Below are 12,013 nucleotides of genomic sequence, written 5' to 3' on the forward strand. Positions count from 1 at the left end.
TAGCTTTAGCTGGAGTTATGTTAATTGATTTGAATTGCGTCCAGCTTGATTTGGAATTATTGGTCTTGCTTTCAATTGGCTCCAGCTTTAGCTGGAGTTATGTTAATTGATTTGAATTGCGTCCAGCTTGATCTGGAGTTATTGGTCTTGCTTTCAATTGGCTCTAGCTTTAGCTGGAGTTATGTTAATTGATTTGAATTGCGTCCAGCTTGATTTGGAGTTATTGGTCTTGCTTTCAATTGGCTCCAGCTTTAGCTGGAGTTATGTTAATTGATTTCATAGGCTTTAGCCAAATAAAAGCAGCTAATTCTGGCTAAAGCCTTTAAAAATTTCAAATTTAACCCCTCCAACTAAAGTTGGAGGCAATTATATTATAAAAAAAATACCTGAATAGTTATAAAATAGTCCCTTAGTACTATAAATTGCAGCATTTGTTGAAAAGCTGTTAATAGTAGAATTAAACCAAAAATAGTTTATCGCTATTCAATACTTGGCTTCTGTTGCTCGGATAGTAAACAAAAAAATGCGTACTGTTTTTGCAGCACGCACTTCTTAAAATTTAAAACAACTTTTAGAGGAAAAATTTAAAGTTTCAATTGATCAATATCGTTGTAATGTACTTTTTGTTTAACTACCGCTTTTGAGATAATTACGATACTAGGATTAGCTCTTTCGATGGTTTTAAGCGCAATGGCATCACAGAAATAAAAATTGAAAGTAAGTCCAAATCGTTTTTTTGCAACTTCAATTTGCTCAGGAGAGGAAGCGGTCATTCCTATTACTTTATAGCCTTTGATCAATGCTTTTTGATGTAAAGCTTCTATTTTTGCCATCCCTTCTTTGTTGGATTTGTTTAAATCGTAGGCAACAATTAGCATTAATTGTTCGTGTCTTAAAAAACGATCTTTGTAATCCTCTCCATCTTTTTCCATAGTAAAATCATGAATAGGAGGAACGTAACCTTCTTTGATTATTTTATCTTTTCTATCTACAAAAGTAGCTCCAGCTGGAATTTGCATCAGTTCTTTTTCGGTAAATTCTTTCTGAACGCCATTAACATTGTAAATAAAAATCATTTCTACTTCGCTTTTGGGTGCGTTATCAGGAATCATCATTCCATCGTAGATGTTGTTGCCTACTTTGAACGGTCTAAAATCAATAATAGGTAAGTGATTCAAGACCCAATAACCCATAAAACAGCATAACAAATACGAAACTACTAAAATGATATTTTGAGTTTTTTTATTGAATAAGGGTTGTATTCTTTCTTGATTAAAGTAAAGAATAGTTATGAAAAATAATAATACAATATCCTTCGTGAATGATTGCCAAGAGGTTAGTTTTAGTGCATCGCCAAAACAGCCGCAATCTTTAACTACTTCAAAATAAGCAGAGTAAAAGGTTAAAAAGGTAAATAAAATGATCAGGATGAGCAAACTCCAAATCGTGGATTTTGTATTGTATCCAATTAATAACAATACCCCCAAAACTACTTCGAGTATGACCAAGAATAGTGCAATGGCTAAAGCAAAAGGCTCTAAGAAAGGCATGTTAAATACAGGTTCACTAAAATATTCGACTAGTTTGTAGGAGAATCCAACTGGGTCATTGAGTTTGATTAATCCAGAAATGATAAATAGAATTCCAACGAAAAGTCGGGAAAACTGGGTAATGATGTTTTTCATAGCTAAAGATGATTTATTTTTTTAAATGAAATTGCATTAAAATTAGGGCAAAAACGGCATAGTTGATCATGTCTTGGTAATTGGCGTCTATCCCTTCAGAAACTAATGTTTTGCCTTTATTGTCTTCAATTTGTTTCACTCGGAGTAGTTTTTGTAAAATCAAATCGGTAAGTGAACTCACTCGCATTTCGCGCCAAGCTTCGCCGTAATCGTGATTTTTGGCTTCCATTAAGGTTTTGGTCAGCTCGATTTTGGTATCGTACCAAGTGGTAGCAGCGGTTACATCCATGTCAGGTTGATCAACCACTCCCAATTCAAGCTGAATCAACGCCATAATCGAATAATTGATGATGCCGATAAATTCACCCGTTTCGTCTTCGTCTACTTTTCGGATCTCGTTTTCTTGTAAACTGCGAATACGTTGTGCTTTGATAAATATTTGGTCGGTAAGCGAAGGCAATCTCAATATGCGCCAAGCACTTCCGTAATCTTTCATTTTGTTGACGAATAATTGCCTACAAATGGCTATAACTGCATCGTATTCTTGTGAAGTATTCTTCATTATTGGTGTATATTTGTATTCTGATTGCTCCAAAAATAAGCTATTTTTTTGGAATCGTTTACCAAATTTATTCAACAATCAACAAAATCATGACAATCAATTGCAACGGACAATTAATAGACGTATCTACACCCAAAGTAATGGGTATTTTGAATGTTACGCCCGACTCTTTTTTTGATGGAGCTCGTTATACTAATGAGCGTGAAATTTTACTTAGAGTAGAACAAATGCTTGCTGATGGTGCTACTTTTATTGATGTGGGTGGTTATTCTACTAAGCCCAATGCAGCGGAGGTTTCGGTTCAAGAAGAAAAGGCTAGAACGATACCTGTGGTGACTTCAATAATGCATCATTTTCCTGAAGCAATCCTGTCAATTGATACGTTTAGAAGTGATGTAGCACAATTGTGTTTGGATCAAGGTGCGGCTATAGTAAATGATATTTCGGCTGGATTTTTGGATCCGTTGATGTTGAAAATTGTAGCCAATTATCAAGTGCCTTACATCATGATGCACATGAAGGGAACACCACAAACAATGACTACACTCACCCAATATGATGATTTGGTCAAAGAAATGTTGTATTACTTTTCCGAACGAATTGCAGCCGCACGAAGCTTGGGGATATCCGATTTGATAGTGGATCCAGGTTTTGGATTTGCTAAAACTATCGACCAAAATTTTGAGTTGTTACATCATTTGGAACTTTTTAAATCATTAGAATTACCAGTTTTAGCAGGTGTTTCTAGAAAATCAATGATTCACAAAACACTAGAAATTAAACCTGAAGAAGCCTTAAACGGTACTACTGTTTTGAATACGCTCGCCTTAGAAAAAGGAGCTACAATTTTGAGAGTTCACGATGTGAAAGAAGCAGTAGAAACAATTAGGTTATGGGAAAAAGTAGCATTAAAATAAGAAAGATGAAATCAATTATTATAGGTTTTTTGGCGCTGTTTTTAGTAGCTTGCGAAGGAAAAAAAGAAATTCAATTGCCTAAGTCGAATCAATCCTTGATTACGACAATCGGGGAACATTCACCTATTTATATTTTCTTTACCTTAAAGGGAAAAGATACCCTTGCCGAATTGAATAGGAACAATACGATTAGTTCAACTCATTGGGTGTTCAATATCGATAAACGATTGCCTCTCCGTTTGGTGATGCCTCAAGTGATGAAAATGCAAGCCAAGAAAGAGAAAAGCATGCACAAAAGCGAAACTTCCGAAAACTATTTTTCGTATGCGGATAGCCTTCACAAAAACTTGGCTTTTGTTTCGTTTACGAATGTGACTTATAAAATGGAGCGGCCGAAGTCTGGAATAATAATTCTTTTTACCTCAAAACATAGCGTAATGGTGGAGGGTAAAGCACTTGATAAAGATGCTCTACAAGAGTATTTGCATCAATTGCCAAGCGACAAAACGAGAACCTTCTATTATGGTTTTCCAAAAGAAAGTAGTTTTGATAGTTACTTACAACATCAAATCTTTATAAGAGGCTTGCAGTTTGCAGGTTTTGACCCTAATTCCCCTCGACAAGAATTCATTTTTTAAGAACAAATGTAAGGAAGTAATAAGCTCTTACTTTTGAGGTTTATTGATGATGATAAGGCTCATTGCGTAAAATAGTGAATCCACGATATAATTGTTCAATAAAAAATAAGCGAACCATTTGATGGGAAAAGGTCATTAATGAAAGGGAAATTTTACCTTGCGCTTTGGCGTAAACCGTATCCGAAAAACCATAAGGCCCACCAATTACAAAAACTAAGGTTTTGATTCCTGAATTCATTTTTTTTTGCAATTCGGTTGAGAAACCCACACTAGAAAAGGTTTTTCCATTTTCGTCTAGTAAAATTAACTGATCGGTAGGTGTGATTTTCGAAAGTATTAATTCGCCTTCTTTTTCTTTTTGCTGACTTTCGGACAAGTTTTTTACATTCTTAATATCAGGAATGATTTCCAATTCAAACTTGATGTAAAACGACAATCGCTTAGTGTAATCATCGATTAAGGTTTGCAGCGCTTTATTGTCGGTTTTGCCAATGGCAATCAATTTGATATTCATAGGATACAGCTTAACAAAGCGCAAAAGTACCGCAATGGATTGAATTATCGAAAAGATAGGCGCTAGAATTTGACTGAGCTTGGAAAAACTATAAACGGATTCAGCATTCTTGCAGACTGTTTTATTTGGTCATTTTAAGTTTTGTGGCTTTTTCGCCCCAATCATTTAGTTGTTCTAGAATGGGTTGTAATGATGCGCCCAGCTTAGTCAAAGCATATTCTACACGGGGAGGCATTTCTGGATAAATAGTCCTAGTAATAAGTCCATCGGCTTCTAACTCTCTCAAATGTTGGGTAAGCATTTTTTCGCTTATTTGAGGTATAGCTTTTTTAAATTCGCCAAATCTATAACAACCTTCAGTCATCTTCCAAAGGATGGCGGGTTTCCAACGTTTCCCCATTAAGGATAAGGCATATATGAATGGGCATGCTGTTTCTAATGCAAGTTCATTCTCTAAATTGACTGAATTTTCTTTTCTCATATTGCTATACTTACTTTTTGGTAACTACCCTACAATTTGGTAACTACTTGCAAAAGTAACTATACCTTTCTAGTTTTGCAACTCGTTTATTAATTAAATAAAAAAGAGTATGAATATTAGTTTTGTCGGTGCTGGAAATGTAGCATCAAGTTTAGGAAATTTATTTACAAATGCTGGGCATATTGTAAAATTTGGAACTCAAAATCCTGTTGGTGAGCAATTATCTGTTGCAGCAGCGATTTCTTTTGGGGAAGTAGTTTTTTTTGCAATTCCTTATGCCGCAATGCGTGAAGTTTTGACTTTAAATAAGGAAAATTTAAAAGGCAAAATTGTTGTTGATAGTACCAATGCCATCAATTTAGCCGATTGGTCTCCTTTATTTTTGGGAGAAGATAGTGGGGGTGAACAAACCGCGAGTTTATTACCTGAAAGTAAAGTGGTAAAAGCATTTAATACTATTTTTGCAGATATAATGAAAGCGGATAAGCAACAATTTGAAGGACAAAAGGTAACTGCTTTTATAGCATCCGACGATACAGATGCGGCTTTGACTATACAAAAACTTGCTGATGATGCTGGTTTTAATGGTTGTATTGTGGGAGGAATAAAAAATGCCCGTCATTTGGAAGCAATGGCTCATCTCAATATTGCCATTGCTCTTGCCGGCGGTGGAACAGATGCGGGTTTTGTTTATTTTCAACGTAAGTCGTAATGAAATTTTTACTACCTTTTTTAGGTCTAATTTTTTATCATCTCACTATGGCTCAACAACCCACAATGCAAGTTTGGACAACTGCTTGGCACAAGGCCGATGCTCCAACTTTTAAAAATGTATACTCAAAAAACGCTTTAATTTTTCCACCCAACAAGCCGACGGTTCAAGGTAATGAAAATATTTTGGACTTTATGAAAGGTGGTTTAGGCAAAGTCGATGTTTTTTTTGAGGCAGAAAATAGAGTTATTAGCGAAAACTTAGCTTTTGAGCATGGCGTTTTTAAGGATGTCGAATTGTCTACCCAAAAAGTTATTGGCGAAGGTAATTATTCAGTAACTTGGATTTTAGAAAATTCAGTTTGGAAAATTCAATGCCATACTTGGTCTATGCCTGTAAAGTTTTAAGTTGCTACAAAAAAAATAAGCCACTTGTATGTAAAATGTCAAGTGGTTTTTTTTGTGTAGTAATCTTTAAAAAAAAAAATGGGATATTCTGTTTAAAAAAATTATTAATTATGATATCCAGAGATACTTATCAAACCTAAATATATTATATAAAAAGCAATGATAATCGACACAATGTAATATAAAATGATTAGCAATATTTTGCTAAATAAAGGTTTATTTATACGCCAAAGAGGATAACTGCATGGGATAAATAATAGTATATAAACAATAAAAAAAAGATCATCGCTATCACTGGGAATATGTTGACTATTTTTTGATTCTTCTAAATAGATAACAAATAAATATAGGAAAGACCCTAAAATGGGATAAAGCAAAGAAACTGTTTTCTTATTCATGATTTCAATATTTATTGTAAGACTATTCGTTATTTTAGTCATTTCTTAGCATAAATTTCTTGTTGCTTTTTTACAAACTTTATCATTACTGTATCTGCCTTTTTGTGCCTTGGCTAGATCTATTTCACTCAAAGGGTTGTTGTGCGTCTACTTTTCTTATTTTATGGAATTTATTTTTTGTTTTAAAAAGTCAGTACTTACAAGGGTAGCAAACTCGCCATTTAGACTAGCTAAAGCGGTTTCGTGAATTAATTCTGCTGAAAAATTTTGACCATCAATTCCTTTTTTATTAAAGGTCGCTGTGGCATCAGTTACTAAAAAAGTGTCAAATCCAAAATTCCCTGCCATTCTTGTTGTAGTGGATACACAATGATCAGTTGTTAAGCCCACAATTACAAGCTTGGTTATTTTGTTGTTATCAAGTTGCTCCTTTAAATTGGTGCCAATAAAAGCACTATTTACGTTTTTTTTGATTATGGCTTCTCCTGCAGCTGGTTTTACAACATCTTTAAACTCATTTCCTTCGTTGTTTTCATTTAGTAAGGATGTAGGTATAGAAGAACAATGTTGGATATGAAAAATTGGAAGTTGATGCTCTCTCCAAAGTTGTAAAAGTTCTCCAGCCTTATTTTCTGCATCAAGATTGTTTCTCTGTCCGCCCCAATATGCAACATTGTCAAAACCTTTTTGAATGTCTATTAAAAGTAGTGCAGGCTTGTCTGATTTTGTAATACTCATTTTTCTTTTTTTTTTTTCGTTTTCAATTTTTATGTTGGCTCTTGAGTTCTGAAAATTGACGCACAACGTCAGTCAAAACTTGTGTCTATTGTTTTTTCAAAAGTAGTTAAAATGGAGTGGCATACGCTAAAAGAACAAAACAACTTACTGTCAGCACATTAATTTTTTTTCCAAAAAAAAAAGACAAAAGTCTTTTTGCTATTCTTAATTAAAACTATACAACAATTCAACATTCCAAAAAATAGTTCGGCACTATTCAATACAGTTTATAATATTTGTACAGTGTAGCCTATGAAACTTTGGGTTAATGCCTTTTTTATTTTTGTAGTGCAAGTTTTACGGCATGCTCGGCGTGTAATCTTGTGGTTTCAAATAATTCAACTTTTATATCACAGGGTTTAATTAAAAGTTCAATTTCTGTACAACCTGAGATTATACCTTCTGCACCTTCTGCGATTAATTTGTCTATAATTTCTAAAATTTTTTGTTTTGATTTATTGCTGATGATCCCTTTTACTAGCTCTTCATAAATTATTTTGTGTATTTCGTTTCTGTCTTTTTCGTTCGGAATAATAGTATCAATATCAAACTTAGATTTAAAACGATTTCTTAAAAAGTCGCCTTCCATAGAAAACTTTGTAGCAATTAACCCCACTTTTTTTAATGATTTTCGTTGTATTTCTTCAGAAGTGGAGTCCACAATATGCAAAAGCGGGATAGTTATATTTTGCTGAATAGTGTCGGCCACTTTGTGCATGGTATTGGTACAAAGCAAAATAAAATCTGCGCCACCTCTTTCAAGACTTTGTGCTGCATTTACCATCTTACTAGATAATTCTTCCCAATTGTTTTGATGTTGTAGGTTCGCAATTTCAGCAAAATCAAAAGAATAGAGCAAACTTTGGCAAGAATGCACTCCGCCCAAAGCGTGTTGCACTTTTTTATTTATAATTTGATAATACAAATCTGAACTTTCCCAAGACATTCCACCGATTAATCCAATAGTTTTCATGTTTTAATTCTTTAAAAAATCACCGTCAATAATTAAAAGTTTTACGCCATTTTTTGCAATAGAACGATGCGAACTCAAGTTATCAGAAACCACGTAAGTTGTTCCTTTACGCAATGAAAACGTTTCACCATTTTCGAGTTCGCTTTGAAATTCGCCTTCTAAGCAATGAACAATATGCCCTTTTTGGCACCAATGATCTGCTACATATCCTGCTGAATATTCAACTATTCGAATCCTTAAGTTATCCAATTGCAAAGTCTGCCAAAAGGAAGTTCCTGTTTCTCCTGGATGCTCCGTTTTAGTGATGGTGTCCCAATCGATGGTTTGAAATGAAATGTTGCTCATAGGTGTATTGGTTAATTTAAGTTTCTGTATTCCATTGGTGTGTTTCCAGTTTTTTGCTTGAATAGTTTGTTAAAATATTGTGGGTAGTCAAACCCTAAACTATAGGCAATCTCACTGACGTTTTTTTCTGTATTGATCAAATAATTCTTTGCTTCTTCTATGAGGTAAAAATGAATATGTTCTTGAGCATTTTTACCCGTTTCTTTCTTTAAAACGTCACTCAAATAACTCGGAGATAAATGGACACTGTCTGCTAAAAACTTAACCGTGGGCAATCCTTGTTCTTTTACTTTAGTTTCGGCAAAATATTGAGTTAAAATATTTTCTATCTGAACAATGATTGATTTGTTGGTTTGGCTTCTTGTAATCATTTGTCTGCCGTAAAATCTGGAGCAATAATTTAATAACAATTCTATGGTGGAGACAATAATATGTTGGCTATGCACATCAATGTTTTCTTGGAGTTCAAGCTGAATCTTTTGTACACATTCCCATAAAGTATTTTTTTCTTTATCAGAAAGATGAAGGGCTTCTGATACTTCATAATTAAAAAAACTGTAGCTTTTTAATTTATCATGTAATGAAGTTGCTCTGATTAAGTCGGGGTGAAAAAACAACCCCCAGCCCAACATATTTTGTTTAGGCTCAATTTCGGTATCTATCTCAATAGTCTGATTGGGAGCAATACAGATTAAATTACCATCTTGAAAATCTATTGCTTTTCTACCATATTTAATAGTGTTTTTGCAATAGTTTTTAAACATTATAGAATAAAAGTCGGTACTTATTTTTGTATATTGTCCCACTTGATCGGTTACTTTGCTAAAGTCCAAAACGGCTACCAAAGGATGTTGGTTGTTTCCCAAACCAAATAGTTTATACAGGTCAGCAACACTATGAAGATGTATCATTTCTTTCATTTTTTTCGACTACTTCTTTTAAATATTTAATATAAACATGTCCTCGTCTTTCCGCAAAAAAATCTAAACTCAACACTATACTTGCTTGCATAAACAACCCTAATCCAATGCCTCTCCAGAAGGTATCATTCTTAGTGCAATACATCAAAATGATTCCTAGAATAATTAGAGTAATTTCCACGTACCTAAAGATAACAAAATTGCTCATTACTTTTTCCATTCGAGGAATTTCAAGTGTTTTTATGCTTTGTGGTTCTTTTTGAATATAGGTTTCAACGCGTGCACTATCTTTTGGACTTCTAATAACAATAGCATAACCTACAACGATTTCAAGTAAGGCAACCATTATGAAAGGTATTGCTAAACCTTTCCAAAAAGAAGTCTTTCCTACAAAAATAAAATAGAGAGCCATTGCAAAAGCAATGACTCCTATTGTAATAAAAATACAACTTTCGGCTTTTTCGCCATGAAAATATTTTACTATTGGGTTCATATATGTTGGTTTTAGAGGATAGCCTTCCACTTTATTATTTCAGGATTGGATTCAAGTAAATTGGGCATTTCTATTATGGCTTTTTGTACATACGTCGTTTCCCAATGTTTTGATTCCTCACTTTCGTTTTCCCAGATTTCATACGAAGTAAATTCATAGGGATTAGTCGTATTTTGAAGGTAGTAATACGCAATACACCCCTTTTCATTTTGAGTTGTTTCGGTAGTTAGTCCTTTGATAAGGTTTATCGCTTCATTTAGTTTGTCGCTTTTTACTGTAAATTTTGCAGTAACATATACATTCATACTTGCATTCATTTTTGGTTATTTTTTAGGATTAAAGATTAAATTGTGATTTAATACCGCCAATAAATGTGGCATCATCGTATTGTTGGCGGTTTGCTACAAGGATTTTTGCATCTTCTCCCGCAGTATATCGCAGTTGTTTTTTGCCATCCGTGGCCGCTTCAAATATAACATCGGCTACTAAGCTGGCAGGAGATGCATTTTCTGCCATTGTAGGCATAGCAGTCATCAAGGCGTTAACAATGTTTTGATATTCAGCTATAGTTCCATCGTTAGAGAAATCAAAGGATCTGCCACCAAAATCAGTAGCGATCATGCCCGGTTCTACAATTTTTACTTGTCCGCCAAAAGCTTCAACTTCATAATTTAATGATTCTGAAATTCCTTCAACGGCAAATTTTGTCCCGTGGTATAATGAACCCAACGGAAAAGTCATTTTTCCTCCAATAGATGATATGTTAATGATAATTCCTTTTTTGTTTTGTCTAAAATGAGGCAAAACAGTTTGGGTAACATCTAGAAGACCGATTACGTTGGTATTGAATTGGCGTATGATTTTTTCTCTACTAAAGGTTTCTAAAGGCCCGTATGCACCATAACCTGCATTGTTGAGTACGACATCCACACTTCCAAATTTTTGAACGCCTTCTGCAAACGCTTTTTGAATAGAATCCAAATCTAAAACATCAAGTTGGACAACAAGAACATGGTCTAATTCTTTTAATTCTTTCTCATTTTCTGGATTTCGCATTGTGGCAATTACATTCCAACCTTTGGATTGAAATAATTTTGCAGTTGCTTTTCCTATGCCGCTACTTGCTCCAGTAATAAAGATTGTCTTTTTCATTTTTTCATTTTTAAAATTATAATGCAAAAATATCTCCTTATTTAAGCCGTTAGATAATACAAATTCAGGTAGTTTGTATTCTTTTTGCGGGTGGAGTAAAGTTTAGAGTACTATTTAACGATTGGTGATAGGATTCTTTACAAATACGAGTACTAAAGCCATTATTTTGTCCAAGAACATGTCTTTGAGTCAGGAATAAGTTTCAAGGTAGCTGGTTTTTACGTTATGTATGAAAGAAGTGAAATTAAAAAGGCTGCTACCAAAGAACAGAAACTTTCTAATTAGCTTATACACGAAGATGATTAATTTCAATATGGTAACATCAGAAAAAGAACAAACATTTTGCTATAAAAGATATACAACGAAACCTTAGTTCTTATAGGGAGTTGTGTATTGATTTATTTTTTCGAGGATGCTATGTGCTTCTTCATAACTCAACCAATCAACTATTCTAATAGTTTCTCTACCTTTTTGAATCGTAATCGAGTAGTTAGAATTTGAAAATAAATAATTTAATCGTATATAATATCTTGTTTGTTCAACTCCAAAATCTACAATACCAATTTTTTGTATTTCAGATTTCAGATATTCTTTTGGTTTATTGAAAAGTTTGTTTTTATTCGTGACTCTTATCTTTTCAGGCGAGATTTCTAAAATCACTTTGCCGAAAGTATTCCATAACCATACGTAAAGGAAAAGAATAAAAAATCCTAGAAACGGTATCAATGAAAAAACGTAATCCAAAGCAGATAGCAAGTACGTATTACTTACCGAAACAATAGGTAAAATAGCAAGCATTATTAAGATCAAAAGTAATAGCACAAAAGGAAATGTTAAGGCAATAACCCAATTCGGTTTATTTTTAATAGCTATGATTTCGGTCATTTAATTTTATTCTTTTTTTGTAACTATTCAAGTTTTTTTTAGAAATTAATTGCCTCGAGCTTTAGTTGGAGGGGTTAAATTTGAAAGGCGTAAAGGCTTTAGCCAAAATTACGAACCTCTTTTATTTGGCATAAGTAAGCCTTGTTTTCTTATT

At 33.6% G+C, this 12,013-nt stretch carries 16 protein-coding genes; 4 read left to right on the forward strand and 12 right to left on the reverse strand.

Going from position 1 to position 12,013, the window contains the following annotated elements:
- Positions 1–584: 584 nt before the first annotated feature.
- Both FLB_RS00015 and FLB_RS00020 read right to left on the reverse strand, forming a co-directional pair.
- Complete coding sequence (locus tag FLB_RS00015) at positions 585–1,685, reverse strand: BT_3928 family protein (protein ID WP_064713917.1); 1,101 nt, start codon at positions 1,683–1,685, stop codon at positions 585–587.
- 13 nt (positions 1,686–1,698) lie between these two features.
- Entirely contained in the window at positions 1,699–2,247 is a 549-nt protein-coding gene (locus FLB_RS00020; protein WP_064714014.1) for a DUF1599 domain-containing protein, read from the reverse strand.
- A gap of 89 nt (positions 2,248–2,336) precedes the next feature.
- Between FLB_RS00020 and folP the strand changes: the two genes are divergently transcribed.
- Together folP and FLB_RS00030 are read left to right on the forward strand one after the other, a co-directional pair.
- Entirely contained in the window at positions 2,337–3,164 is an 828-nt protein-coding gene (gene folP, locus FLB_RS00025) for a dihydropteroate synthase (RefSeq protein WP_064713918.1), read from the forward strand.
- A gap of 5 nt (positions 3,165–3,169) precedes the next feature.
- Entirely contained in the window at positions 3,170–3,802 is a 633-nt protein-coding gene (locus tag FLB_RS00030; protein WP_064714015.1) for a hypothetical protein, read from the forward strand.
- 40 nt (positions 3,803–3,842) lie between these two features.
- Here the strand turns inward: FLB_RS00030 and rlmH are convergent, their stop codons facing one another.
- Positions 3,843–4,316: a 23S rRNA (pseudouridine(1915)-N(3))-methyltransferase RlmH gene (gene rlmH / locus FLB_RS00035; protein WP_064713919.1), complete on the reverse strand. Its 474-nt coding sequence runs from the start codon at positions 4,314–4,316 to the stop codon at positions 3,843–3,845.
- A 121-nt stretch (positions 4,317–4,437) separates the two neighbouring features.
- Positions 4,438–4,797 (reverse strand): winged helix-turn-helix transcriptional regulator, encoded by a 360-nt coding sequence (locus tag FLB_RS00040; RefSeq protein ID WP_064713920.1) that lies wholly within the window; start codon positions 4,795–4,797, stop codon positions 4,438–4,440.
- A gap of 109 nt (positions 4,798–4,906) precedes the next feature.
- Between FLB_RS00040 and FLB_RS00045 the strand changes: the two genes are divergently transcribed.
- Positions 4,907–5,509, forward strand: coding sequence for an NADPH-dependent F420 reductase (locus FLB_RS00045; protein WP_064713921.1), 603 nt, complete (start codon positions 4,907–4,909; stop codon positions 5,507–5,509).
- A complete protein-coding gene (locus tag FLB_RS00050; protein ID WP_064713922.1) occupies positions 5,509–5,916 on the forward strand; it encodes a YybH family protein in 408 nt (135 codons plus the stop codon). Before FLB_RS00045 ends, FLB_RS00050 begins: the two co-directional genes overlap by 1 nt.
- Positions 5,917–6,470: 554 nt before the next feature.
- On the opposite strand, the gene FLB_RS00055 is transcribed toward FLB_RS00050, so the two are convergent.
- The 8 genes from FLB_RS00055 to FLB_RS00090 form a co-directional block, all read right to left on the reverse strand.
- Entirely contained in the window at positions 6,471–7,052 is a 582-nt protein-coding gene (locus tag FLB_RS00055) for a cysteine hydrolase family protein (protein WP_064714016.1), read from the reverse strand.
- 316 nt (positions 7,053–7,368) lie between these two features.
- On the reverse strand, positions 7,369–8,064 hold the full coding sequence (locus FLB_RS00060; protein ID WP_064713923.1) for an aspartate/glutamate racemase family protein: 696 nt from the start codon (positions 8,062–8,064) through the stop codon (positions 7,369–7,371).
- A 3-nt stretch (positions 8,065–8,067) separates the two neighbouring features.
- On the reverse strand, positions 8,068–8,409 hold the full coding sequence (locus FLB_RS00065; protein WP_064713924.1) for a DHCW motif cupin fold protein: 342 nt from the start codon (positions 8,407–8,409) through the stop codon (positions 8,068–8,070).
- 11 nt (positions 8,410–8,420) lie between these two features.
- Complete coding sequence (locus FLB_RS00070; protein ID WP_064713925.1) at positions 8,421–9,329, reverse strand: helix-turn-helix domain-containing protein; 909 nt, start codon at positions 9,327–9,329, stop codon at positions 8,421–8,423.
- Positions 9,304–9,822, reverse strand: coding sequence for a hypothetical protein (locus FLB_RS00075; protein ID WP_064714017.1), 519 nt, complete (start codon positions 9,820–9,822; stop codon positions 9,304–9,306). The genes FLB_RS00070 and FLB_RS00075 overlap by 26 nt, the downstream gene beginning before the upstream one ends.
- An 11-nt stretch (positions 9,823–9,833) precedes the next feature.
- Positions 9,834–10,139, reverse strand: coding sequence for a putative quinol monooxygenase (locus tag FLB_RS00080; protein WP_064713926.1), 306 nt, complete (start codon positions 10,137–10,139; stop codon positions 9,834–9,836).
- Between the two features lie 19 nt (positions 10,140–10,158).
- Positions 10,159–10,974, reverse strand: a complete 816-nt coding sequence (locus FLB_RS00085) for an SDR family oxidoreductase (protein WP_064713927.1) — start codon at positions 10,972–10,974, stop codon at positions 10,159–10,161.
- A gap of 369 nt (positions 10,975–11,343) precedes the next feature.
- Positions 11,344–11,859: a hypothetical protein gene (locus tag FLB_RS00090; RefSeq protein ID WP_064713928.1), complete on the reverse strand. Its 516-nt coding sequence runs from the start codon at positions 11,857–11,859 to the stop codon at positions 11,344–11,346.
- Positions 11,860–12,013 lie beyond the last annotated feature (154 nt).

The organism is Flavobacterium succinicans, assembly GCF_001662485.1.
GTDB classification, from domain to species: Bacteria; Bacteroidota; Bacteroidia; order Flavobacteriales; family Flavobacteriaceae; genus Flavobacterium; species Flavobacterium succinicans_A.